At 65.3% G+C, this 25,208-nt stretch carries 19 protein-coding genes and 1 tRNA gene; 9 read left to right on the forward strand and 11 right to left on the reverse strand.

Annotation, left to right across the window (positions count from 1 at the left end; genetic code table 11):
- Positions 1–7: 7 nt before the first annotated feature.
- A complete protein-coding gene (locus ACIGGF_RS09950; RefSeq protein ID WP_397521183.1) occupies positions 8–1,303 on the forward strand; it encodes an RNA polymerase sigma factor in 1,296 nt (431 codons plus the stop codon).
- A 64-nt stretch (positions 1,304–1,367) separates the two neighbouring features.
- Entirely contained in the window at positions 1,368–1,553 is a 186-nt protein-coding gene (locus tag ACIGGF_RS09955) for a hypothetical protein (RefSeq protein WP_397521184.1), read from the forward strand.
- Positions 1,554–1,658: 105 nt separating this feature from the next.
- On the opposite strand, the gene ACIGGF_RS09960 is transcribed toward ACIGGF_RS09955, so the two are convergent.
- Together ACIGGF_RS09960 and ACIGGF_RS09965 are read right to left on the reverse strand one after the other, a co-directional pair.
- A complete protein-coding gene (locus tag ACIGGF_RS09960; RefSeq protein ID WP_397521185.1) occupies positions 1,659–2,192 on the reverse strand; it encodes a putative immunity protein in 534 nt (177 codons plus the stop codon).
- A gap of 105 nt (positions 2,193–2,297) precedes the next feature.
- Positions 2,298–2,374: transfer RNA gene (locus tag ACIGGF_RS09965), tRNA-Met, on the reverse strand.
- A gap of 490 nt (positions 2,375–2,864) precedes the next feature.
- On the opposite strand from ACIGGF_RS09965, the gene ACIGGF_RS09970 reads away from it, so the two are divergent.
- Positions 2,865–3,449 carry a transglycosylase family protein gene (locus ACIGGF_RS09970; protein WP_397521186.1) on the forward strand — a complete coding sequence of 195 codons (585 nt, stop codon included), beginning with the start codon at positions 2,865–2,867 and terminating at the stop codon, positions 3,447–3,449.
- 104 nt (positions 3,450–3,553) lie between these two features.
- On the opposite strand, the gene ACIGGF_RS09975 is transcribed toward ACIGGF_RS09970, so the two are convergent.
- Entirely contained in the window at positions 3,554–6,538 is a 2,985-nt protein-coding gene (locus ACIGGF_RS09975; protein ID WP_397521187.1) for a UPF0182 family protein, read from the reverse strand.
- 287 nt (positions 6,539–6,825) lie between these two features.
- Here ACIGGF_RS09975 and ACIGGF_RS09980 point away from each other — a divergent pair, with 287 nt between their 5' ends.
- Positions 6,826–7,395, forward strand: coding sequence for a PPA1309 family protein (locus tag ACIGGF_RS09980; protein ID WP_397521269.1), 570 nt, complete (start codon positions 6,826–6,828; stop codon positions 7,393–7,395).
- Between the two features lie 13 nt (positions 7,396–7,408).
- Here the strand turns inward: ACIGGF_RS09980 and ACIGGF_RS09985 are convergent, their stop codons facing one another.
- Positions 7,409–8,434: a PDZ domain-containing protein gene (locus ACIGGF_RS09985; protein ID WP_397521188.1), complete on the reverse strand. Its 1,026-nt coding sequence runs from the start codon at positions 8,432–8,434 to the stop codon at positions 7,409–7,411.
- A 146-nt stretch (positions 8,435–8,580) separates the two neighbouring features.
- Here ACIGGF_RS09985 and ACIGGF_RS09990 point away from each other — a divergent pair, with 146 nt between their 5' ends.
- The 3 genes from ACIGGF_RS09990 to ACIGGF_RS10000 all read left to right on the forward strand — a co-directional run bounded on the left by ACIGGF_RS09990 (position 8,581) and on the right by ACIGGF_RS10000 (position 12,502).
- Positions 8,581–10,008, forward strand: coding sequence for a zinc-dependent metalloprotease (locus ACIGGF_RS09990; RefSeq protein ID WP_397521189.1), 1,428 nt, complete (start codon positions 8,581–8,583; stop codon positions 10,006–10,008).
- Between the two features lie 123 nt (positions 10,009–10,131).
- Positions 10,132–11,025, forward strand: a complete 894-nt coding sequence (locus ACIGGF_RS09995; protein ID WP_397521190.1) for a hypothetical protein — start codon at positions 10,132–10,134, stop codon at positions 11,023–11,025.
- A 166-nt stretch (positions 11,026–11,191) separates the two neighbouring features.
- Positions 11,192–12,502 (forward strand): ABC1 kinase family protein, encoded by a 1,311-nt coding sequence (locus ACIGGF_RS10000; RefSeq protein ID WP_397521191.1) that lies wholly within the window; start codon positions 11,192–11,194, stop codon positions 12,500–12,502.
- A 52-nt stretch (positions 12,503–12,554) separates the two neighbouring features.
- Here the strand turns inward: ACIGGF_RS10000 and ACIGGF_RS10005 are convergent, their stop codons facing one another.
- The 3 genes from ACIGGF_RS10005 to ACIGGF_RS10015 all read right to left on the reverse strand — a co-directional run bounded on the left by ACIGGF_RS10005 (position 12,555) and on the right by ACIGGF_RS10015 (position 15,622).
- Positions 12,555–12,830 (reverse strand): WhiB family transcriptional regulator, encoded by a 276-nt coding sequence (locus ACIGGF_RS10005; RefSeq protein WP_397521270.1) that lies wholly within the window; start codon positions 12,828–12,830, stop codon positions 12,555–12,557.
- A 243-nt stretch (positions 12,831–13,073) separates the two neighbouring features.
- On the reverse strand, positions 13,074–13,361 hold the full coding sequence (locus ACIGGF_RS10010; RefSeq protein ID WP_397521192.1) for a hypothetical protein: 288 nt from the start codon (positions 13,359–13,361) through the stop codon (positions 13,074–13,076).
- A gap of 146 nt (positions 13,362–13,507) precedes the next feature.
- On the reverse strand, positions 13,508–15,622 hold the full coding sequence (locus ACIGGF_RS10015; protein ID WP_397521193.1) for an ATP-dependent DNA helicase UvrD2: 2,115 nt from the start codon (positions 15,620–15,622) through the stop codon (positions 13,508–13,510).
- Between the two features lie 89 nt (positions 15,623–15,711).
- Here ACIGGF_RS10015 and ACIGGF_RS10020 point away from each other — a divergent pair, with 89 nt between their 5' ends.
- On the forward strand, positions 15,712–15,981 hold the full coding sequence (locus ACIGGF_RS10020; protein ID WP_397521194.1) for a mycoredoxin: 270 nt from the start codon (positions 15,712–15,714) through the stop codon (positions 15,979–15,981).
- Positions 15,982–15,988: 7 nt separating this feature from the next.
- On the opposite strand, the gene nudC is transcribed toward ACIGGF_RS10020, so the two are convergent.
- Together nudC and ACIGGF_RS10030 are read right to left on the reverse strand one after the other, a co-directional pair.
- Positions 15,989–16,891 carry an NAD(+) diphosphatase gene (gene nudC / locus ACIGGF_RS10025; RefSeq protein WP_397521271.1) on the reverse strand — a complete coding sequence of 301 codons (903 nt, stop codon included), beginning with the start codon at positions 16,889–16,891 and terminating at the stop codon, positions 15,989–15,991.
- A gap of 24 nt (positions 16,892–16,915) precedes the next feature.
- Positions 16,916–17,983 (reverse strand): potassium channel family protein, encoded by a 1,068-nt coding sequence (locus tag ACIGGF_RS10030; RefSeq protein ID WP_397521272.1) that lies wholly within the window; start codon positions 17,981–17,983, stop codon positions 16,916–16,918.
- A 105-nt stretch (positions 17,984–18,088) separates the two neighbouring features.
- Between ACIGGF_RS10030 and ACIGGF_RS10035 the strand changes: the two genes are divergently transcribed.
- Complete coding sequence (locus ACIGGF_RS10035) at positions 18,089–18,475, forward strand: hypothetical protein (protein WP_397521195.1); 387 nt, start codon at positions 18,089–18,091, stop codon at positions 18,473–18,475.
- Here ACIGGF_RS10035 and ACIGGF_RS10040 read toward each other — a convergent pair.
- Together ACIGGF_RS10040 and ACIGGF_RS10045 are read right to left on the reverse strand one after the other, a co-directional pair.
- Entirely contained in the window at positions 18,438–21,872 is a 3,435-nt protein-coding gene (locus ACIGGF_RS10040) for an ATP-dependent helicase (protein ID WP_397521196.1), read from the reverse strand. The two genes, ACIGGF_RS10035 and ACIGGF_RS10040, sit on opposite strands and share 38 nt — an antisense overlap.
- Positions 21,869–25,186: an ATP-dependent helicase gene (locus tag ACIGGF_RS10045; protein WP_397521197.1), complete on the reverse strand. Its 3,318-nt coding sequence runs from the start codon at positions 25,184–25,186 to the stop codon at positions 21,869–21,871. Before ACIGGF_RS10045 ends, ACIGGF_RS10040 begins: the two co-directional genes overlap by 4 nt.
- Between the last annotated feature and the right edge of the window lie 22 nt (positions 25,187–25,208).

Below are 25,208 nucleotides of genomic sequence, written 5' to 3' on the forward strand. Positions count from 1 at the left end.
TGCCGACGTGCCGGGTTCTTCGGTGACCGATGCCGAGGTTCGTCGAGCGCTCGACTCGGTCTTCCGAGCCGAGCGCTCGATCCTGCTCGCCTCGCTGGTGCAGCGTTATCACGACCTCGACCTCGCGGAGGAAGTCACCGCGGACGCCATCGAATCGGCCCTGAAACACTGGCCGATCGACGGCATCCCGGCCAAGCCCGGCGCCTGGTTGGTCACCACTGCCCGGCGGAAGGCGGTCGATCGACTGCGACGCGACCACAATCTGGCCGCGAAAGTCGGAGTGCTACAGGCGGATATGGATCGCAACGAACCGAGCAGCCTGAATCCGCTCGACGAAAGTCTGCCCGACGACCGGCTGCAATTGTTCTTCACTTGCGCGCATCCGGCCCTCGCCCCCGCTGACCGGTTGGCGCTGACTCTTCGGTGCCTGGCCGGTCTCGGCACCGGCGAGGTGGCCAGGGCGCTGCTCATCCCGCCGGCGACGGCGGCACAGCGAATTGTCCGAGCCAAGAACAAGATTCGAGCTGCACGGATACCGTTTCGACTTCCGGGTCCGGACGAGCTGGCAGGCCGGGTACCGATGGTGCTCGAGGTGGTCTATTCGATCTTCACCGAGGGCTATTCGGCGACATCGGGTGACCACGTAGGCCGCGTCGATCTCACCGACGAGGCGCTCGGTATGGGCCGACTCCTCCGCGCCGCGTTGCCATCCGAGCCCGAGGTGACCGGTCTGCTGGCGCTGATGCTGCTCGTCGACGCCAGACGCGACGCTCGGATCACCCCGGACGGTGAAATAGTGCTGTTGGCCGATCAAGACCGTCGACTCTGGAATGCCGAGTTCATCGCGGAGGGTTCACAACTGGTAGTCGAGGCCCTTGGCAGCGGCCGGGGTGGTCCGTACGCCGTCCAGGCCGCCATCGCGGCACTGCACGACGAATCACCGGACGCCGACAGCACGGACTGGCTTCAGATCGTGGCCCTGTACGACGTGCTGACGACACTCACACCGTCACCGATCGTGGCCCTCAATCGGGCCGTTGCCGTCGCGATGGTCGAGGGGCCCGAGGCCGGCCTCGAGTTGTTGGACACCGTCGCCGCCGAACCGGCCCTGCGCCGTTACCACCCGTTCGCGACGGCGAGGGCCGATCTGCTGCACCGACTCGGCCGAGTGGACGAGTCCGCCGTGCACTATCGGCAAGCGCTGGACTTCGCGCGAACGACACCCGAGAAGCGTTTGCTCACACGATGTCTGGCCGAAGTCACCGACGCACGCGCACAGGCCGAGAGCACCGAATCCACCTGATCTGCCGTCAGCGGGCTCGAATCTGGTAGACCGGTGGTACACGACCGAGCGAAGGGTGACTGTCATGGCCGAGTGGATCAAGAAGGTAGAAGAGAACGCCAAAGGCCTGATTGCGGAGGCAGAACAGGAACTGACGGCTCTCGAGGGCGCAGATACGGTCGACCTCACCGCAGACGAACCCGAGGATGCTGCGGCCACCGACGACGACATCGTCACCAGTGACGATGCGCGGGAGCAGGTCTCGGACTGACCTCGGGACAGGACCCTGCGCGTCACATCGACGCAACCGGTCCACGACGACGCGCGGCCGGTCGGTGGACCTCCACCGAGATCACTCCTCACACATCGACGATGTCTACTGCCGAGATTCTGTCGTCGGCTCGAACACATGCCAGCAGATGCTGTTTCTCCTGTACTGGTCCTCCAACACCAACTCCCGGACGCTGTCCGGGAGTTGCTTCCTCTGCCACAGATTTTCGGCGTGCGCCGCAGCGGCTTCGCTGCCCGACGGTGCCGCAGCTCGAGCTGCTTTGATGGCGTACGCCGCAGCTCCCAGATCGTGCTCGGCCACGTGCGCCACGCACGCGGCCTGGCCTGCAGCGAAGGCAGCGAACCGAGCAGCTCCGCGAAGCGGACGCGCCGCGCCCATCGCATGTCCGCCCAGGGCACGGGTCTCCATCATCGACAGCTCACCGAGTGCCCACGCGCGCGTGGCCTCGATCGCCTCCCACGGTCGACGATCGTCGGGTTCGACACCCTCGAAGAGGTAGAGCACATGTTCTGCGCAGGCGGCAGCCCAGAGCGCAAGGCTCCGATGGTCGTCGTCGGACAGCAGTCCACCGCGCCGGACAGTGACGAGGCGGGGGTCCCTGACGGCGGGCAGGATCATCTGCGGCCGCCGTCCGCGCTCGGATACCGGACGGTCGGACAGACACTCACAGCAGCCATGAGAACACGAAAAAGCCCGAGACCGTAAGGCCTCGGGCTATTCGAGTGGTAGCGGGGACAGGATTTGAACCTGCGACCTCTGGGTTATGAGCCCAGCGAGCTACCGAGCTGCTCCACCCCGCGTTGCGACAACAAAGTTACTCCCAGGGGTACGGCCAATGCAAATCACGTGACTTCTGTGCGCTCGCGAGTGCACAGCCACGCGTCGTCATGCGCGCGTATCACGGTGGAGCCACTTCGAAATAGTGCTCCGCGTCTCTTTTCATGCGTGTTTCGAGTCACATAACGTTCGGGTTACGAAGGTGAAACGATAGTGCGACGATGCGGTTTGAACTGGGCAAATACCACCGTTTATCTCACCATATGGACGCCCGTCATCCCATTCCTGCTCCGTGACGGTAGGTGAATCGTCGACTACCTTCACGGACGGCCCTAAACCGCTGGGCCTGCACCACCCCGCCGCTTCCTTCGCTCTGCCCCGCGGGTGTGGTCCCCAATACGTACGGGGGCAGAGCCGCGACGATACGAAGCGCCTGGTCACCAACGCCACACATCACGGCGAGGTGACTACAGGCCAGTCGCGCCAGTCGAGCGCGGAAAGGATTCACCCCGCATGACCACTCAGAACAATGCCGGCAAGCAGACTCGAGTCCGGCGCGCACTCGGATTGGCCACCATCGCAGGTGCCGCCGTAGCGATCCCCCTCGGCGTCTCTGCCGGAACCGCCAATGCAGCCCCGAACAACTGGGACGCGGTCGCACAGTGCGAAAGCGGTGGCAACTGGAGCATCAACACCGGAAACGGCTACTACGGTGGCCTGCAGTTCTCGCAGAGCACCTGGACGGCCAACGGTGGCACCGGATCACCGGCCAACGCATCCAAGGCCGAGCAGATCCGCGTCGCGGAGAACACCCTGCAGAGTCAGGGACCGGGCGCATGGCCCACGTGCGGAAAGCAGCTGAGCACCGCCGCCTCCACTCCCGAGCCCGAGGCGGCTCCCGCACCGGCACCGCAGCCAGCTCCCGCGCCGGCACCGGTGCCCGCGCCGGCCGTGGCTCCCGAGGTCGCAGCGGCCACGCAGGCTGCTCAGGGCGCGTTCGACGCAGCGTCCAAGCTGGCCGACCAGTACGGCCTGAGCACGCAGTTCCAGCACTTGGTTGCAGCCAACGCACCGGTGCTCGCGCCCATCGGACGCTGATCACGGGCAGTTCACTCGAACTGCAGTGACACAACGGAAGAGCCGCCTCACCGATATGGTGAGGCGGCTCTTTCGGTCGTGTCAACGGGCCGTGGCCCTATCGATCAGTTACCTGCCTGGTTGTACGTGTCGACGGCAGTCTGCAGGTTCTCGAGTGCGGTGCCGAGGTCTGCCAGATTGCCACTCTGCTGGGCGGTGCGCACGGCGGTGAGTGCCGCATTCAACCCGGTGACCGCTGCGTCCCGCGTAGCCGACCCGCCCGTGGCCGGAGCCGGACTCGGGCTGGTCGGGGTCGTTGTCTCGGCCTCCGAAGTGTCACTCGGTTCGGCCGATTGCGGATCCTCCGGAGCCCCGCCCGGAGCAGTGGCTGCCTGGCCAGTTCCTGCTCCGAACACCTGGTCGAGCGCCTCCGACAACCTAGGGGCGTACCCGACACGGACACCGCCCTCCGGCCCCGGCTCCCGATAACTCACCAGAACTTTGGTCAGCTGCGGGAAGGTCGAGGTCGATGCGTTCTTACGAGAGGTGTACAGCGGTTCCACGTACAAAATCCCGCCATCGGCAATCGGGAGCGTCAGCAAGTTGCCGTACTGCAGCTCGTTGGACTGCTCGAGCAGCGTTCTGTCCGATGCCACCCGCGCGTCGGAGGTCATCGAGTTCTGTGCCTGCTGCGGACCCTGGGTCTGAGTCTGCGTCGGCAACTGCAGCACCGTGAACTTGCCGTAGTTCTCGGGATCGGAACGTACCGAGATGTACGAGGCCAGCAATTCTCGGTTGAACCCAACCATGGCGCTGGTCAACCGGAACGACGGCTCTCCGGTCTCGGGATCGCCGATGAGGACGTAATACGGGGGCTGATTCAGATCACTTCCAGCGCCGCTGTTGCTGGTCGGATCGCTCGGCACGGACCAGAACGCGTTGTTGGTGAAGAACTCGTTGGGGTTGTCCACGTGGTACTTCGCCAGCATTTCTCGCTGGACCTTGAACAGATCCTCCGGATATCGGAAGTGCGAGCGGAGCTCGTCCGTGATCGCGGACTCGGGCTGAACCGAATCCGGGAACACACCCATCCAGGCCCTCAGCACGGGATCCGTGTCGTCGACCTGATACAGAGTCACCGAACCGTCGTATGCGTCGACCGTCGCTTTGACGGAGTTTCGGATGTACGACACCTCGTCGCGGGGAAGCGGACGACCTGTCGTCGACTCCACGCTGTCCACTGTGAGACCGTCCAGCGAAGCCCGCTGCGCGTAGGGATAGTCCTTCAGCGTCGTGTAGCCGTCGACGATCCAAACGATCTTGCCGTCGACGACCGCCGGGTACGAATCGGTGTCGGTGGTCAGCCACGGCGCAACCTTCTGCACACGGTCGCGAGGATCGCGATCGAACAGAATCTTGGAATCGTCGCCGATGGCTCCGGAGAAGAGAATATTGCGCTCGGCGTACTTGGCAGCGAACGCCAAGCGGTTGAACCAGTTACCCACCGAGACGCCGCCGGAACCGGTGTAGGTGTAGTTCGATTCGTCGGTGTCGTACTCGCGATCCCCGGTGCCTGTGGCTCCCACGATCGCGTAGTCCGGATCGGCTGCTGCGATGACCTCGCCGTAGTAGATGCGCGGCTGATCGACCGGAATCACCTGCTCGGAATCCTGGGACGCAATGTCGCTGACCGTGTAGATCGGGTAGCCGCTGTTGCTGTTCGCGCCCTCGGCCGTCGGATCCTGGACGGCTGCGTTGACCCTGTTGGCGGGAGCCGCAACGAATCCGTTTCCGTGCGTGTAGACGGTGTGCCGGTTGATCCAGTCCGTCTGGTTGCCGGTCAGAGACTGGGGCGAAAGCTCGCGAGCGGCAACGATGTAGTCCTGCAGTTGCCCGTCGATTTCGTACCGGTCGATGTCGAGCGTGTCGGGGAATCCGAAGAAGTTCTTCAGCTGCTGCTGCTGAGTGAACGTGCGGGACAAGACGTTCGGGTCCAGTAGACGAGTGTTGGCGATGGTCGTGCGGTCGGCCTCGCTCTCGCGCGGATTCTGGGAACTTTCGCCCGAGTAGTCCTGATACTCCACGACGTCGTCGCCGATTCCGTACGCATCCCGCGTCGCAGTGATGTTCCGCTGAATGTAGGTGCTTTCCTTCTCGGCCGCGTTGGGGCGCACCGAGAACTGTTCCATCACCAGCGGCCAGACGGCACCGATCAAGATGGACGACAGCACCAGCAATGCCGTGGCCAAGGCCGGAATCCGGAGATCACGCAGGAAGATTGCCGCGAAGAAGGCGATCGCACAGATCACGGCGATCGCGAGCAGGATCAGTTTGGCGGGCAGCACCGCGTTGATATCGGTGAAGCTGGCACCGCTGAACGTGGGTTCTTTCCGACTGCTCGAGAGCAGTGTGTACCGATCCAACCAGTACGCCACCGCTTTGAGCAGAACGAAGCTGCCGGCGATGACGGCCAGTTGAATACGTGCCGCACGGGTGAGAGCGCCTTCGCGTCCGGCCAGACGAATTCCGCCGAACACGTACTGAGTCACCAGGTTCGCGAGGAAGGCCAGTACGACGGCAACGAACAGCCAGTTGAGGATGAACCGGAAGAACGGCAGGTCGAAAGAGTAGAACCCGACGTCGAGGCCGAACTGCGGATCGGTGACCCCGAAGTCGCCGCCCTTCAGGAACAGTTGCACCGTCACCCAGCTGGACTGGGCGATCATGCCGGAGAGGAAGCCGAACACCACCGGAATGCCGATGCCGAACAGGCGCAACCGGCTCATCACCGTGGTGCGGTACCGCGCGATCGGATCGTTGGGGCCGGCGACCGGAACGAACACCGGACGATTGCGATACGCCACAGCCAGAGCCGCGAACATGATCAGTCCGACGACCAGAGCGACGACGAAGAAGATGATCAACCGTGTCAGCAGAGTGGTCGTGTACACGCCGCGAAAGTCGACTTCGCCGAACCACAGCCAGTTCGTGTAGACGTCGATCAGACGGGGACCGATGAGCAGCAGACCTGCCGCTACCAAGGCCAGAACAAGTAAGATCCGGCTGCGCCGCGACAAGGACGGCATACCGGTGGGGGGCCTCATGCCCACGAGCCACACTCCAACTTCGGGCGACGCCGACGGCGCCGCAGATGACTTGCACGATGCACTGTTCGTGCACCGCATGTCCGTTTCGCCCTACTGTACGTAGGTGATCCTACGGCTGCGACGCCCGTGCTGCGGCCGCTGTTGATCGCAGGTCAGGAGCGTCGACATCCGCCGAACCATCCGAATGCGAGGATAGTGCGGTGAGCAACGACAGCAACGGACTGCCCGGCGAAGACGATTTCGCTAGCGAGTTCGACCCAGAGTCCGGTGGGCACGACGCGGCCGAGGCGCTGGCGCGATGTGCCCGCGAAGTGGCGGATTTCGTCGATGCCGGAGGTTGGCAGCAATCCCCCCAGATGTTCGCGTTGGTTCCCACCGCAGCGCTCGCCGCAGCCGAACCCGGTTTGCTCGACGATCTGGCCGACGGCGCTGCTCTGACTCCGATCCAACAGCACTCGCTGCCCGAGGACATCACTGGCGGCTCACCGGCCCTCGACGAGTTCCTCGCCACCTCGACGTGGCCCGAGGGTGTCGTGGGGTGCGCGCTGGTGCAAGAGATCGTGGTGCTCCCCCCGGCCGCCGAATCGACCCTCGACGATGCCTTGATGCCCCTGCTCGCCGATCCCGATGCAGCCGACGAGGCCGCGCGCTCTGCCGCCGAGAACCATCCCGAGAAGCGGGATGCTCGATTGATCGTCGCGGTCCTCAAGGACGGTCCGTCGTTGACGCTGCTGCAATTGCACCCCGATGAGGACGCAGACCCCTTCGCTCCCATCGACCTTCGCATAGCGGAGGACCTGGCCCCCAACGTCGTGCACGGGCTCTACGCGACATTCGACGTCGTCGACGACGACGACTAGCGACAGGGCCGGCTCAGCTGCAGGACGGCGCGTCGCCGCCGGAACCGAGTGCCTGCAGCGCTTGGACTGCACCGTCCAACGATTCGACGCGTACCAAGTCGAGGCCGTCGGGGACGTTCTGTGTCGCCTCACCGCAATTCGCGTCCGGCACGAGAAATGTGGTGGCTCCGGCTTCTCGGGCGGCGATCAGTTTGTACGGGATCCCGCCGATGGGACCGACGGTGCCTTCGGCGTCGATGGTTCCCGTCCCCGCAACGAACTCTCCGTTGCTCAGCTCACCGGGACTGAGCTTGTCGACCACCGCGAGGCTGAACATCAATCCGGCCGACGGGCCACCGACGTCGGCGAGGTTGAACTTCACCTTGAACGGGACGTCGGGCTGTTCTTCCGGAGTGACGCCGAGGTAACCCTTGGTGGCATCGTCGGGCCGTGCCCCCAGGACGACGGCGCTCGTCTGCGTAGTGCCGTTGCGCACGTACTCGATGTCGAGTGAGTCACCGGGCGCGCGGGCGCTGACGGCCTCACGTACCGCCGACGCAGTGTCGACCGGGTTACCGCCCACCGACACGAACGTGTCCCCCACGTTCAGAACTCCAGCAGCAGGCCCATCCTCGGCCACGCTGGCCACCGCCAGCGACACCGGCAGATCGAGGTGGTTCAGGGCGGCAAGTTCGGCACTCGACTCGGACTCCTCGAAATCCGCCTGATTGCCTTCCTGCACTTCTTCTCTCGACCTGTCCGGCGGATAGACCTCTTCGCGCGGAACCAGACCCTGACGACCGCTCGCCCAGAAACCGAGTGCCTCGAACAGATTGAGCTGATCCCGCACGGCCACCGTCGTCATGTTCAGGTTGCCCGCCGTCGGATCGACGTCGGTTCCGTCGATCTGCACCACCGGCACTCCGTCGACCTCTCCCAGAGTGTTGTACGTGGGGCCGGGGCCGAGGGCGGCGAACGGAACGGTGACGACCGATCCGGTGACGCCCAGCACCAGCACCGGTACCAGCGCAGCGACGAGAGTCGCGATCCTTCGGTTCACTCGGTAGACACTAGATCCGGATACCGTCGACCGTTCAGTCCGCCCCTGCCTCGACGCGTACTCGTCGACACCGGCGGACAATGTTGTTCGCCGTCAGCGTGACGATCTGCCACGCTCCGACTTCGCCGGGCTTGTACCGTTGAGACATGAGCAATTTTGGTTTCGGTGCCTCCGACGACGACCCGGACAAGAAGAAGGATCCGGACGGTTCGGGCAACCCCGCCGGTTTCGGCTTCGGTGCCGAGGGCTTCGACCCCGCACAGCTGGGCCAGATGCTCACTCAGTTCGGTCAGATGCTCAGCGGCATGGGCGCTGCCGGTGGAGCCGGTTCCGGACCGGTGAACTACGACCTTGCCAAGCAGCTCGCTCGTCAGCAGATGGGTGATTTCAGCCCGGTGTCCGCGGGCGAGCGCGAGGCCATCACAGACGCCGCACACCTGGCCGAGCTCTGGTTGGACGGGGCGACCACGCTGCCCGCAGGTGCTACCAAGACAGCAGCATGGACGCCCGTCGACTGGCTCGACAACACGATCGAGACGTGGAAAAGACTGTGTGACCCGGTCGCCGAGCAGATCTCGGGCATGTGGACATCCGGTCTCCCCGCCGAGGCTCAGCAGATGGCCGGGCCGATGATGGGCATGCTGACTCAGATGGGCGGGATGGCCTTCGGTTCTCAACTCGGCCAAGCACTCGGACAACTCTCCAAGGAGGTGCTCACCTCCACCGACATCGGTCTGCCACTGGGACCTTCGGGTACGGCGGCGCTACTGCCATCGGCTGTCGCGTCGTTCAGTGAGGGGCTCGAGCAACCGGACCGTGAAGTGTTGGTGTTCCTCGCCGCTCGCGAAGCGGCCCACCAGAGGCTGTACAGCCACATTCCGTGGTTGCGCCAACGTGTGCTTGCCACGGTCGAGGAGTACGCGCGCGGAATCCGGATGGATTTCTCGGCGATCGAGGAGGCAGCGGCCGGTCTCGATCCATCCGCGTTGACCGATCCGTCCAAGATCGAAGCGATCCTGCAGCAAGGTGCATTCGAACCACAGACGACGCCGGAACAGAAGCACGCACTAGAGCGTCTGGAGACGTTGCTGGCACTGGTCGAAGGGTGGGTCGAGACCGTGGTTGCGGCCGCGTTGGGCGATCGTCTGCCCGGTGCCATCGCACTCGGCGAAACAATCCGCCGACGCAGGGCATCCGGCGGGCCGGCGGAGCAGACCTTCGCCACGTTGGTCGGCCTCGAATTGCGTCCCCGCAAGGTCCGCGAGGCTGCAGAGCTCTGGCGGCAGCTTCTCGCCGCAGCCGACATCGAGGGACGTGACGGGGTGTGGGCACACCCCGACCTGCTGCCCGACGCGTCGGATCTGGACAACCCTGCAGCGTTCATCGACCGGGTCGTCGGCGGCGGAACGTCGAACTTCGACGACCCGATCGCACAGCTCGAAGCGATGGAGGCCAAGGAACGCGCAGAAGCCGAACAGGCCGCAGACACAGGCGACTCCAAGGGCAGTGAATCCAAAGGCGACGACGCGGAGAAGGGCGACGGTGATTCCGACAAGGGGTCATCCACCAGCTGATTCGGGAGATTTCGAACGAGTTCTGCTTTCTCCGTAGAACGGCTGGTCAGAGGGTCCGCCACCCTGTGGATAACGTGGTGTGGGCGGGCGTCCGCCGGAGCGCCCGCTGTCAGAGTGTGTTCCATGATCACACCGACCGTTCGACTCGATCCTGCGGTAGCGATACTGCCGCGTCGGGACGGCACCGTGCAATTGGGCTGGAGCCCCGAGACCAGCGTCGTCGTCACTCCGCCTCCCGGTACCGAGCCGGGTTCGATACTCGAGCTTCTCCGGCTTCTCGCCGCCGGCCGTTCGAGGCCGCACATCGTCTGTCATGCAATGACATTGGGGCTTTCGGCCAATCGAACATCGGCGATGCTCGGGGAGTTGGAGGAGTCCGGGTTGCTGATGCACGGCACGAGCGGTCCCGCCGCGGCCGATACATCGCAACACGATCCGCCGGACGGACCCGGAATCGTGCGCACCGTCCACGTCGTCGGGCGGGGTCCGATCTCGGACGCGTTGGCCTCGGGTCTGGGCCGGACGAGCGCCGCGGTGAGCCGGTCGAGCCTGACGCCCACGCGTTACCCACAGTCGGCGGTCAACTCGTGGAATTACGACATCGTCGTACTCGCCGACGATCTGGTCGCCGAACCTCGGCTGGTGACCGATCTGGTGCGCCTGCACACCCCACACCTGCAGGTGCGGCTGCGCGACGGCAAGGGTGTGGTCGGGCCGTTCGTACTGCCCGGCAGAACGAGTTGCCTACGATGCGCGGATCTGACGCGCTGCGACCTCGATCCTGAATGGCCGCATCTGTCAGCCCAGCTACTCGGCACCGTCGGACACGCCAGCAGCGCGACGGTCATGGCCACGGCGGCGTTCGCATTCGCACAGCTCGAACCACTCATCGGCCGCTCCGACGCGTCGTTGCCGGAGACCGCCGATTGCACGATGGAAATCGATCTCGCAGCACGCGAGACGACCGTGCACAAGAGACTGTGGTCCAAGCACCCCCACTGTGATTGCTGGCACTGAGGGCGATTGCCGGCACTGCGGGCGATTGCCGGCACTGACTGTGACTGCTGACGTCGATTGTGATTCTGGCATCTACGAGGCGGCTGGGAGCGAGCTCACCTCGACCGATACGAGTCGAAGTGGGACGGTCCAAGCAATTGTCGGAAGGTTCAGCCATGATGGAGCTGTGTCTGACATACCGCGCCGTGGATCGACCCGAACCGCAAAACTGGCCAGCATTCCCTTGGGAATGGCGGGGCGTGCTGCCATGGGCTTCGGTAAGAAGCTCGCGGGAGGAAATCGCGACGAGATCGACGCGGACATGGCCGCGAAAGCCGCGGAGCAACTGTTCTCCGTTCTGGGCGAACTCAAGGGCGGTGCCATGAAGCTGGGGCAGATGCTCTCGGTGATGGAAGCCGCCGTTCCCGAGGAGTATTCCGAACCGTACCGAGAAGCCCTGACCAAGCTCCAGGCACAGGGTCCACCCATGCCTGCCAAGACGGTGCACCGTGTGTTGGATCAACAACTCGGTACAGCATGGCGATCACGCTTCCTCGATTTCGACGACACCGCGATCGCCTCGGCGAGCATCGGCCAGGTGCACCGGGCCACCTGGTCGGACGGGCGTGACGTGGCCGTCAAGATCCAGTACCCGGGTGCCGACGACGCATTGCGGTCCGACCTCAAGACACTGTCGCGTTTCGCGAACCTGTTCAGCACCGTACTTGCGGGCACGGACGTCAAGCCGGTGCTCGAGGAACTGACTGCCCGCACCGAGGATGAGCTCGACTACCGCATCGAGGCAGCGAATCAGCGGGCCTTCAGCAAGGAGTTCGCGGGCGATCCACAGTTCGCCATTCCCAAAATTGTTGCTAGTGCGCCCAAAGTTGTTGTCAGCGAATGGATGACGGGTAGGCCGCTGGCCGACGTCATTACCAGCGGTACGGCCGAGGAGCGCAACCGAGCAGGGGAGCTACTGGCCCTGTTCGCGTTCGTATCCCCCGCTCGCGCGAAGTTGCTGCACGCGGATCCGCATCCGGGCAACTTCATGATGCTCGACGACGGACGGATGGGCGTCATCGACTTCGGTGCGTGCGCTCCGATGCCCGACGGTCTCCCACCCGTACTCGGCAAGATGGTGGCGCTCGCGCGGGACGAGAAGTTCGACGAACTGGTGGTGTTGTTCACCGAGAGCGGTTTCGTGGTGCCGGGCAGAACGGTGACGGAGAAGGAAATTGCGGACTACCTGCGTCCGTTCACCGATCCGATCCACACCGAGTCGTTCCACTTCACCCGCGCGTGGCTACAGAAAGCCGCGGGTACTGCAGCAGATTTCAACAGCGCGCAGTTTCGTACGGTACGAGCGTTGAACATGCCGGCCGAGTACGTGATGATCTTCCGAGTTCTCGGTGGACTGGTCGGAATCTGCGCCCAGCTCGACGCGTACGCGCCGTACATGGCCATCCTCACCGAGTGGATGCCCGGCTTCACCGATTGAATCGTACGGTGAAACCGGGCATCGGTTTCTGGAGTTCGTGCGGCACTTGAGATCACGCCGCGTTCTTGCGCGGCCGTCCGCGGGGACGCTTCTGGGCGATCACCACTCCCTGATCGAGGATCTCCCCGCCCCACACGCCCCAGGGCTCGGCGCGGTCCAATGCAGCATCCAAGCAGGTTCGCCGGATGGGGCACTGGGCGCACAGGGCCTTCGCCTGCTCGAGCTCGGCCGGGCTGTCGGCAAACCACATGTCGGGGTTCGCCGCTCGGCAGGGCACCGACAGCTGGAGTTCGGCAGACCCTGTCGAGCCCAGTCCAGCCGGGCCCAGTTCTGTCGAATAACGTTCTGTCGAATACCGTGCAGCATAGGCACTTTCGGACTCCGGTCGGCATGTCGTCCGGATCGTGGCGGTTGACACGTCGGTCTCCTCTACTTTTCGTGCGGCGTCGTTATCGGTTCGAGGGGTGAAGCGAACCTGTCGGCCTCACGCTCGGGTAGAGGAACTACCTGAACGAGAAAGGCCACGGTCCGCGAGAGCGGGTCCGTGGCCTGGTGGGGCTTGTCGAAGCGTCTACCGACTGTTGAGTCGGTGTCTGCTGTCGACCACGGACGCGCCTGGTGCGCGGTGACGTCGGGCTGCCGGAACAGCATTCGCTCCTGGTGCCACGGCGTCGTGGGCGGAAATCGTCCCGAAGGCCGCCGAAGCGGTCTGGTGCGTCGGGCCGAAAGCGGAGGAGCGAACCCACGTCTGCGCAACCGAGCCTGCTGCTGCGGCAGAAGTGCCGAGGGGCGCAGCGACGAGGACAGGGCTGAGCGCGACGGTTGCATCGGCAACGGCGGCGTCGAAAATGTCGATCATTTCTCTGTCAGCTCCTGTTCTGGTCTCGAAGGCGGTCTGGGCACGTGTGCGGTCTCCTGCGACACGTGAAACAGACTAAGCCCCCTGTGGATATCCGCACAAGTTATTTTTGACCAGCAGTTTTGCAGAGATTTCGTTCCGCCCGGTCAGCTGTCCGATTCGCGTACGACCGCCAGTACATCGTCACCGAATCGCTCCAATTTCTTGGCACCGATTCCAGGGATGGCAACGAGCCCGCGCTCGTCCTGCGGCTGCTGCTCCGCGATTGCAGTCAATGTGTTGTCGCTGAAGACCACGTATGCCGGCACCTTCAACTCGCGGGATTTGTCCAGCCGCCACGACTTCAAGGCGTCGAGCAGCGCGATGTCGACGTTCGACGGACAGCTTTCGCATCGACCGAGCATCGTCGCCGATGTACCGATCAGCGGCTTTCCGCACAACCGGCACTTGGGTCCGGACTTCTTGGCCGCGGGTGCTGCGATACGCGAGGCAGGCGAATCGTCGGGCACGAGGCCGATCAAGAACCTCGACCGTCGGCGCGACTTGCGCCCACCCTCGTTGCGGGCCAGCGCCCAGGACAGATGGAGGTGAACTCGGGCGCGGGTGACACCGACGTACAGCAGCCGGCGCTCCTCCTCGATCGCGGCCTCGTTGTTGGCGCTGGGGTCGTTTCCGATGGCGTGCGAGATGGGAAGGGTTCCATCTGCGAGACCGACGATGAACACTGCATCCCACTCCAGCCCCTTGGCCGCGTGCAGTGACGCAAGCGTGACGCCCTGCACCGTCGGTGGATGCCGCGCCTCGGCGCGTGCGGCGAGCTCCCCCAACAGTTTCGCGAGGGTGAGGTCCGGCTCGTGCACCAGAAGTTCTTCGGTCAGCTGCACCAGACCGCCGAGCGATGCCCACTTCTCACGGGCCTGTGCACCCGTCGGCTCGGTAGCCGTGAGGCCGAGTGGAGCCAGTACCGCTCGCACCAGAGCCGGCAACCCCTCGCCCGCCTGCGCACCGTCGGGTAGATCGTCACGGCCGGCTGCCTGTCGCAGCGCGTTGACTCCCTGCCGAACCTCGGGCCGGGTGAAGAAACCTTCGCCGCCGCGCACCTGATACGGAATGTTCATCTCGGTCAACGCTTGCTCATGCGCCTCGGACTGGGCGTTGATGCGGTACAGAATCGCGATCTCGGCCGGCTCGACCCCCTTGGCGATCAATCTCTTGATCGCACGCGCCACGCCATCGGCCTCTGCCGGCTCGTCGTCGTACTCGGAGAACTCCGGCTCTGGTCCGGGCTCGCGTTGACCGATCAATTTCAACCGCGTGCCGGCGATGCGACCGCGCGCAGCACCGATGACACGGTTCGCCAGCGACACCACCTCCGGCGTCGACCGATAGTCGCGTTCGAGCCGAACCACGGTGGCTTCCGGGTACTTTCGTGAAAAGTCGAGCAGATACCGCGGAGAAGCACCGGTGAACGAGTAGATCGTCTGGTTCGCGTCTCCGACGACGGTGAGATCGTCACGCTCGCCCACCCAGGCGTCGAGCACTCGCTGCTGCAACGGCGTCACGTCCTGATACTCGTCGACGACGAAGCAGCGGTAGCGCTCGCGGAACTCGTCGGCCACCGACGAATGTTCTTCCAGCGCAGCGGCGGTGTGCAACAGCAGGTCGTCGAAATCGAGCAACATCCCGTCGCCGCCGCGGGACTTGAGCTCCTCGTAGCCGGCGTAGACGGCGGCGACCTTGGCCGCGTCCATCGGAACGTCACGGCGATTGCTCGCCGCGATGCGCGGGTAGTCCTCGGGTGCGATCAGCGAACCCTTTGCCCATTCGATCTCGCCCGCGAGATCTCGAATGGCGTCCGTCGAGGTCGACACCCCGGCGCGGTTCGCCGCCTGCGAGACGACGGTGAACTTGCGATCGAGAAGCTGCCATCCGGTGTCCCCGACCACCTGCGGCCAGAAGTACTTGAGCTGACGCATGGCGGCGGCGTGGAACGTGCGAGCCTGCACCGGCGGGCCGTCTCCCCCGACGCCGAGCTCGCGGAGGCGGCCACGCATCTCGCCGGCTGCCCGCGCGGTGAACGTCACCGCCAGCACCTGACCCGAGGACACGTGGCCGGCCGAGACCAGGTGCGCGATGCGTCGGGTGATGGTGCGGGTTTTGCCCGTCCCCGCACCGGCGAGAACGCACACCGGGCCGCGAGGAGCCAGTACCGCCGCGGATTGCTCCGGATCGAGTCCGGTGGTCATCGCGTCGTCAGCCATGCGGACCATTGTGTCAGTGCGCACCGACAGGTCCTCCCGGGCCTGAGCCTGTCGGAACAATCGCGGCGACGCTCCTGTTGACTGTTGTCGTGACCACTACCGAGAACAATTCGCAGACCCCGGCCGCTCTCACCGTCTACTCCACCACGTGGTGCGGTTACTGCCGCCGACTCAAGACCCAGCTCGACGAAGCGGGGATCACCTACGCCGAAATCGACATCGAGCAGAATCCGGAGGCCGCCGAGTTCGTCGGCAGCGTCAACAACGGCAACCACGTGGTGCCGACCGTCTTGTTCGCCGACGGCTCGACCGCCACCAATCCCGGTCTCGCCGAGGTCAAGCGCGCACTGTCGCTCTGATCGAGCGTCAGGTTGTCGCCGCCCACGCTTCGAGCATCCCTCGGGCAATGGAGATCGAGCCGGGAAGAAGCAGCCGGGAGGGCGACTGCGAACCCCAGTCGCCCAGCTCGAGAGCGGCGCGGACTTCTGCTCGATCGAACCAGTGGGCTTCGGCGATTTCACCGTCCTGAAAGTGCAACGGCTGCTCGGGGTCGGCGACGGCCGAGAAGCCGATCATCACCGAACGCGGGAACGGCCACGGCTGACTGCCCAGATAGTCGATATCGGAGACGTCGAGGCCGACTTCTTCCTTGATCTCCCTGGTCACACATGTTTCCAGGGATTCGCCGGCCTCGACGAAACCGGCGAGCACCGAGAATCGTCGCTCGGGCCACGCCGGTGCGCGGGCCAGGAGCACTCTCTCGCCGCCGTCGTGGACCAGGCAGATGACCGCGGGATCGCTGCGGGGAAATTCTTCGTGGCCGGTGGAGGTACTGGTGCGAGACCACCCCGCGCTCGACGGAACCGACGGAGAGCCGTCGAGCGAGCTGAACTGCGCGCTCGCATGCCAATTGAGGATCGCCAACGCACCGGTCACCATAGACAGCGCGGTGCCGTCCAGCCGATCGCCGTCGGTACGAAGGTCGCCGAGCGTTCCCTCGACGACCTGCACTCGGCGCGCCCACAGGTGTCGACCACCGTGAATTCCGAGAAACACCGCATCGTCGGTGGGTTCGGCGGCGACGTCCACGGCCGCGCCGAGAACCAGGCCGCTCTCGTCCACCGGGAATCTGCCGCTGCCGTCCACGCTCAGGATGCGACCCGTCGACCAACCTGCCGTCAGAGCGGCGGTGTCTCGCCGCAACTCCTCTGCCCTGTTCAGGGGTGATCGGGACAGTCGAGGCGGTTGAGCGAGCTGAAATTTCGGCACGCTCACGACCCTACTGGTCCTCGGCTAGTCACCCACGCGACGGATGTACAGCAGACGATCCATTGCCTCGATCGCATCGACTTCCGGAGTACCGACTCGGAACAGTTTTCCGCCGCGCACCACCCCGAGAACGATGTCGGTCAGGTGCCGCGGAGATCCACCCACCTCGTCACGCTCCACCTCGCGCTCGGCGATCGCGAAGCCCGCCTCCGGAGTCAGCAGGTCCTCGATCATCTCCACCACCGACGGAGTCGATGTGGCGATTCCGAGCAGCCGCCCCGCGGTCTCCGACGAGACGACCACCGAATCGGCACCGGACTGACGCAGCAGATGAGTGTTCTCCGCTTCCCTGATGGCGGCGACGATCTTCGCTCTCGGAGCGATCTCGCGAGCGGTCAGAGTCACCAGCACTGCGGTGTCGTCTCGATTGGTCGCCACGATGATGGCCGACGCGTGCTGAGCACCGGTGAGTCTGAGCACGTCGGACTTGGTCGCCGAACCGTGCACGGTCACCAGACCCATGGCCGACGCGGTGTCCAGCACCATCTGATCGGTGTCGACCACCACGATGTCGGACGCCGATACGCCGTCTCCGAGCATGGCGTCGACTGCGGTACGGCCCTTGGTGCCGAAACCGATGACCACGGTGTGATTGCGCACGCTGCGTCTCCATCGCTGAATTTTGAATGCTTGTCGGGACCGCTCGGTGAGAACCGACAGCGTGGTACCGACCAACAGAATGAGGAAAAGGACCCGAAGGGGTGTGATGACCAGGATGTTGACCAGTCGCGCCGATGGGCTCATCGGTGCGATGTCACCGTATCCCGTCGTCGACAACGACACTGTCGCGTAGTAGAACGAGTCGAGGAAGGACAATTCACCGTTCTGGTTGTCGCTGTACCCATCTCGATCGAGGTACACCACGAACGCGGCCAGGAACAGAATTCCCAGCGCCATCAGAACCCGCTTGTAGATGGCCCGCCATGGACTCGATTCGAGTTCGGGTACCCGGAGCACTCCCACCAGAGCAAAGTCCGGCTTGTCGGTCAGCGCGCCACTGTCGCTCAGGCGCGCTCGCAACCTACCTGCCACGTCGCCCGCCGAGGGACTCACCGAAGTCGAGATCATTCACGGCACGCAGCGTAACCCCATGCCAGGCTTCTGTGCCGACGACGCAGGGTGTGGCACGGTATGGGCATGACACAGAGATCGAGTCAGGCAGCCGCGCTGCGTCTCGCGGGACTGCTGGCCGGAGCCGGGGTTCTGCACTTCGTCACTCCGAAGTTCTTCGATGCCCAGGTACCGACTGCACTGCCTGGCTCGCCGCGGACCTACACGCAGGTGTCGGGGGTCGCCGAACTCGCCGTGGCTGCGACGCTGGCCGTACCGCGGACCCGCAGACTGGGCGGTGCGCTCGCGGCCGGCCTGTTCGTTGCAGTCTTCCCGGCCAACATCAACCTGGCATGGAAGTTCGTGCAGAGCCCGAAGACCTCACCCGCTCTCAAGGCAGCAATGATCGCCCGACTGCCGTTGCAGATTCCGCTGGTCACCGAGGCTCTGAAGGCTCGTCGGAACGCGCAGTAGCACTGGGCTGTTCGGACACACTGGACTGTTCGGGTCCGATCGGGCCCTCCAAGAGTTGCGCCAATGCTGCTGCGTCCGGCAGGTTCTCCGGTGACACGGTGTGACCGCTGCGCACGTAGTGGAACGCTGCGCGCACGCGGTCGAGGGGCACAGGTTCGGTGCGCCCGACGGACATCAGCTCGGCCCATGCCAGCCGGTAGGCCGCGAGCTGCATCGCCACCGCTTGCTGTTCGGATGCCGACGGCTCTGCTCCCGTCTTCCAGTCGACCACGGTCCAGCCGCCGTCCGGGTCCGCGAACACAGCGTCGATGCGGCCACGCAGCACTGTTCCCGCCACGGAGGTCTCGAATGGCACCTCCACTTCGACGGGGCTGCGGAGCGACCACTCCGATTTCAGAAATGCCTGCTGAAGGGTTTCCAGGTCCACGTCGGCAGAGGCACCGGTGTCCGCCGATCCCGGCAACTCGTCGAGGTCGAGTAGGCGCGTCGCACCGAATCTCCGCTCGATCCAGGCGTGAAACGCGGTTCCTCTGCGCGCCAACGGGTTCGGCGGAAACGGAAGTGGTCTGCGCAGGCGTGACGCCAACGCATCGGGGTCTGCCGCGAGGTCCACCAGTTGCGTCACCGACAGATTGCCCGGCAACGCCACGTCGACTCCAGCGACCGACCTCGCTGCACGCTCCGCGAGCAGTGTCTCGACGTCCGCGGCCCAGTTCTCCGGGTCGACCGGAGTCGATTCCTCGTCGTCGTCCTGCGAATCATCTTGCACCGCAGCGACATCGGCCAGAGCACGCAGCACGTCCTGCGCGCCGTCCTCGATAGCCGCACGTCTGGTCCCGAGTGGATCTCGCGGCCAGGACGCCGTACGCGGCACCGCCGCGAGGGGATTCTGCGCCCCGTCCTCCGGGGCCGGGGTCCACTGCTCGATCACCGCTACGGCCGGAGAACCGCTGACCTCCCGGTACAGCTCGTCCAGGAACTCCGACGGCCCACGCGGTTTCGTCGACGTCTGGTCCCACTGGTGCGCGGACACCAACAGCACCCTTTCGGTTCGAGTCAGAGCCACGTAGAACAGTCGCCGGTCCTCCGCGAGCCGACGCCGCGCCAGGGCATCCTTGTGGCCCTTGACCGCATCCTCGAGGTCTTTGCGGTTGTACACCTGGTCGAGTTCGAGTACCGGGACACCCTCGGAGCCCTCGCCGTCCAGTGCACGATCCCCACGCAACGACGGTGGCAGCTCTGCCATCGCTCCGAGCCAGGTCGACGACGCGTTGGACGAGGGGAACACTCCCTTCGCCACGTGCGGCACGGCAACGACCTCCCATTCGAGGCCTTTCGCGGAGTGGACGGTGAGCACCTGCACTCGATGTGGTGCGACGTCGACCTCGCCCGGAGCAAGACCGTCCTCGACGGTTTCTGCGGCAGCGAGGAACGACAGGAATCCGGTGACCGTGGCGGTGGGATTGTCCGCATAGTCGGCTACCACATGCGCGAATGCATCGAGGTGTTCGCGACCGACTCCCCCATCGGTTCCGATCGGTGTTCGAGCTTGCGCTTCGACGCCTATGTTCATCATTCGCTCGATATCGCCGACCAATTCCGTCAGCGGTTGACCGATTCGGTCGCGCAGGAGGTGCAACTCACCGGCCAGGGCGAGGATCCGGCGGTGACCGACCTCCGAGTAACGCTCGGCCGGTCCTGGATCGGCTATGGCGTCGGCCAGGCCCGCTTGCTCGGCTTGCTCGCCCGGCAGGGCGCTGCCGAGTGCCGCCTGCAACGCCTCGGGGTCGTCGACGCGACCCGCGGTGCCGTATCCGCCGCGGATTTCGAGTTCTCTGGCGCGCTGCGAGAGCGCACGCAGATCCGTCGGCCCGATCTGCCACCGTGAGCCGGTGAGAATGCGCATTGCCGAGCTGCCCGCCGTGGGGTCGGCGACCAGTCTCAACATCGCAATGATGTCGGCCACCTCGGGAACGTGTAGCAAACCGCCGAGTCCGACGACCTCCACCGGCAGCCCGCGGCTACGCAACACCTCGGCGATCGGCTCCGCATCGGCGTTTCGGCGCACCAGAACTGCGGCGGTGGGCGGCGGCCGATCCTGTTCGAGGGCGGATCGATACTCCTCCGCGATCCGGTCGGCGATCCACTCTCGTTCGCTCAGAACGGTGTCGGTAACGGCCAGTCGAACATCGCCCGGAACAGCACCCGGTCGGGCTCGGAGAGTCGGCACCGGCACACCGACCCGGCGCAGCGGGTCGGTGATCGAGTTCGCGAGGTTCAATGCCTCGGGCGGATTTCGCCAGCTGGTGAGCAGCTCGAGCCGCGGTGCAGGGCGTCCATCGGCCTTCGGGAAGTCGGTGGCGAACCGAGGTAGATTCGCTGCCGACGCGCCGCGCCAACCGTAGATCGACTGCATCGGGTCACCGACGGCGGTCAATGCCAACTGCGGGTCGCTGCCGGCACCGAACAGAGACGACAGCAGGACGCGCTGAGCGTGCCCGGTGTCCTGGTACTCGTCGAGCAACACGAGCCGAAAGCGTTGCCGTTCGGCGATTCCCACCTCGGCGTGCTCGGCCGCGACCCGCGCCGCCATCGACATCTGCGAGCCGAAATCCAGCGCGCCCTCACGCCGCAGCGTCTGCGCCAGCCGTTCCACCAACGGCAACAACCCGATTCGTTGATGCTGAGCGTCGAGGATGTTCAGCAGCTCCTTGGTGGGGCCACCGCGTTGTCGAGGCCCCGGCCCGAGCGTGTGCACCAGCTTCTCCAGCTCCACGTGCGCGTGGCGCAGATCCTCGGGATCGACCAGGTGCTCGGCCAGCTGACCGGAGAGCGCGAGTACCGCCTCGGTCACCGATGTGGGGTTGCGCTCGGTGTCCAGGTCGCCGTCCCAGGTACTGACGACACGGTGGGCGAGCTGCCACAGTTCGGTTTCCGAGAGCAGTGTCGCGGACGGTTCGATCGGCAGCAGCAGGCCGTGCTCGGTGAGCAGTCGCCCCGCATACGAGTGGTACGTACTCACTTCCGGTTCGGCACCGAGGATTCGCTCGCGCAGTGCCAGACTGGGATCGAGTGCACGCACCAGATCGGATCCGGCCAGCCGAGCCAGCCGAGCTCTGATTCGAGATGTCAACTGCTGTGCGGCTTTTCGGGTGAAGGTCAGACCCAGAACCTGGTCCGGATCGACGAAACCGTTGGCCACCATCCACACCACGCGGGCAGCCATGGTCTCGGTCTTGCCCGCTCCTGCCCCCGCGACGACGAGCGTCGGGCCGGGAGGAGCGGCGATCACGGCGGCTTGTTCGTCGGTCGGTGGATGCTTCTGCCCGAGCGCCCGCGCGAGCTCGACCGGCGACACCCGCACCGAACCGGTCCGAGTTTTCGTCGATGTCGTCATTGCTCGGTCACCTGCCTCCCCGTCTCGTGTGCCGGGCAACTGGACTTCACCGGGCAGTGCCTGCAGCCGTCGTTGACCCGCGCCTCGAATGTAGGTCCCTGCGTTGCCGACGCGGCCTGGTGCACCGTGTCTCGCCACTCCTCGAGTTTCTCCGGTGTCGGCACTTGCTGGACACGCTGCGTCGCGCCATCCTTGTTATGGGGCCTGGCGACGAAGACGAGCCGCGCTCCGCCCGGCGCGCCTGCAGGCTCGCCCTCGATGGCACCGGCTGCCGCAGCGACCTGGTAAGTGGCCAGCTGATGGTGGCCCTGGGCATCCTCTTTCGACATCACGGTCTTGGCTGTCTTGACGTCGATGATGACCGGCCGACCGTCCGGGTCGTGCTCGAGTCGGTCGATGCGGCCACGCAATGCGACCGCCGGCTCGTCCTCCGACCGAGCGTCGAGTATGCCGTCGACGCGCACCTCGACTCCGGCCTCGGTGAGCTCGCCTCGACTGCCGTGCAGCCAGGTCTCGAAGGTCTCGAGCATTGCCCCGGTTCGGTCGAGCTCGTGCCGCGAATACCACTGCGAACCGAGATCCACTGCATCCCATGCCATTTCGAGGGCACGTCGAAGTTGCTCCGGCGGTATCCGTCCGGCCACCGCCTGGACGAGAGTGTGGACGAGTGTGCCGGTGACCGCATGGGTGTTGGTGCCGTCGTTGCCGCCGTGACGTTCGAGCATCCACCGCAGCGGACAGGTGGTGAGTTGTTCCACGGTCGACGGCGACAGGGGTACCGGACCGTCGCCCAGCTGCCACAGCGGCGCGCCGGTGCTGGGCCCTGCCACTCCGAACCACTCGTCGGGATGCGCTCCGCGAACACCGGCACCGGCCAGAGTTGCCAGGTGCCGGACCGCTCGGGCCCGCTTGGCCGGATCATGTTCGGCGACAACAGGATCGCACACCACACTCCGCAGTTCGGCCACCAGCATGGGCAGCGCCAACACTCGGTGTGCAGTTTCCGGACCGGGTAGCTCGGGTACAGCATCCGACCCGCCTTCGTCGTCGACGCCGCGTAGTTCGTCCACGAATCGGGAGCGGACGAGATCGGCATCTCCGGTGCTGGAGTCGACGGCTGTGACGAGAAGAACAGATCGTGCTCGACTGCACGCCACCAGAAACAGCGTGCGCTCCTCGGCGAGCAGCGGTGCGGACTTCGACAGTCGCCCGTCGAGTGCAGCCGAGGCGTCTACTTTCCCGGATAAAAGGTCGACCAAGGTGTCGGTCCCGAGGAGACTCCCGCGCGCTCGCAGGCCCGGCCACAGACCTTCCTGCACCCCGGCCACTGCAACGAGCTCCCATTCCCGACCCGCCGCAGAGTGCGCGCTGAGCAAGGTGACGGCATCGGCTCGAACCGTGGCGCGATGCGTGTTGAGGGTAGGAATCTCTTGCTGCGCAATGTAATCGAGAAATCCACCGAGATGAGCCCGCGGCAGTCTGTCGACGTACGCTGCCGCCGCATCGAACAACGCGACCACTGCGTCGAGGTCGCGATCTGCCTGGGCACCGGCCGAACCGCCCCAGGCAGACGCGGCGGCCCAACGCCGCTCGAGTCCCGAAGCCTGCCAGGCCGCCCACAACACGTCCTCGACGCCGCGGCCCGTCCGGGCTACTGCGCGGGCCTTCCGGATGACGCCGAGCGCCTTGCGCAACGGCGCGGACTCGACATCCGACAGGCCACCGATCCACTCGGACTTTCCACGAGAATCGTCGGTGAGAGCGCCCCTGAGCAATTCGGCCGAGTCGCGTTCACCGCCCGATGCGAGCTCGAGCCTGCGCACACCTCTCCGCAATCGCCGCAGCCCCACCGGATCGGCACCGCCGATCGGTCCGGAGAGCAGCGCCAGCGCATCCTCGCCGTCGAAGCTCGGATCCGAAATTGCCCGCAACACCAGCAGTAGCCCCACTGCACCGTGCTGACGATGTAGTGGGAGCTCCGAGGTGGGTGTGACCATAGGAACGCCTGCCGCGTGCAGCGCCCGCCGCAAGGGTGCAACCGTTCTCGGCACCGATCGCACCACGATGGCCATCTCGGACCACGGTATACCGTCGATCAGGTGAGATCGCCGCATGGCGTCGGCGATGATCGCGGCTTCCCTGGCCGGCGACGACGCAACGTGCACGCGCGCCGCAGGATCTCCGAAACGGGCGACAGCAACCGGCTCGGGACACCGGTGCCGGCCGAGCCCGGGCAACCGCCTCGCCACGATGTCGGTCAGCTCGGCCACTTCCGGAACCGAGCGATGATTGTGTGTCAGCAGTACCCGTCGCGGTGAATCGACCTCGACCAGATCGGCCACGAACGTGGGATCGGCACCCCGAAAAGCGAAGACGGATTGGTCGGGATCCCCGGCGACGACAGTAGATTCGGTATCGGTACCGATCAATCGAACAAGTTGCGCCGCTTGAGGATCGAGGTGCTGGGCATCGTCGACCACGAGGTGCCGAATGCGGGCACGTTCACTGCGCAACAGGTCCGGATCGGTGGCGAACGCCATGAGGGCTGCACCGATGAGCTCGGCGGCATCCAGACCGGGTGCCGTGGCACCAGCAGCTTCGACGCCCACGGCCCCGCGCAGCAACATGGCTTGCTCGTAGCGTGATGCGAACCGTCCGACAGCAACCCATTCGGGCTTTGTGTGCTTGCGACCGAGTTTGACGAGATCTTCGGGTCCGATGCCGCGTTCGGCGGACCTGAGCATCATGTCTCGTACCGCCGTGACGAATCCCGCGGTACCCAGCGCCGGCCGCAGCCGCTCGGGCCAGTCGGGTGCTCCGTCCTCGAGATCGCCCCGCAGCATTTCGCGGACCACGGCGTCCTGTTCGGCACCGGTCAGTAATCGTGGGGGCGGGTTACCGTACAGCGATGCCTGTAATCGCAGCACCGCGAAGGCGTAGGAGTGCACTGTGCGTACCAGCGGTTCGCGAGTTGCACGCAGCGCGTGATCGCCACTGAACAGGCCCGAGGTGATCACCTCACGGACCGCGGTTGCCGCTCTCTTGGATTGTGTGAGCACCAGAACCGACTCCGGGTCGCCGCTGACGATGCGCGAGACCGCATAGTCTGCGACGAGCGATGTCTTGCCGGTGCCTGGGCCACCGAGTATCTGCCACGGATTCCACCGAGGTGCGCCCTGCGCTGCGTCGGCCGCAGAGTCCGGCCGTGAGGACAGCAGCCGAGCAGCCGCGCCCGACCACGTGCGGGCCGGCCGAGCCACCTTGGGTGCACGGACGAGTGTCACCGTCGCGCTGTGTCTGCCGTCCGAGCTCATGACACAGATGCAATCACGAGCC

Source organism: Rhodococcus sp. NPDC078407, assembly GCF_044542515.1.
Lineage (GTDB): Bacteria > Actinomycetota > Actinomycetes > Mycobacteriales > Mycobacteriaceae > Rhodococcoides.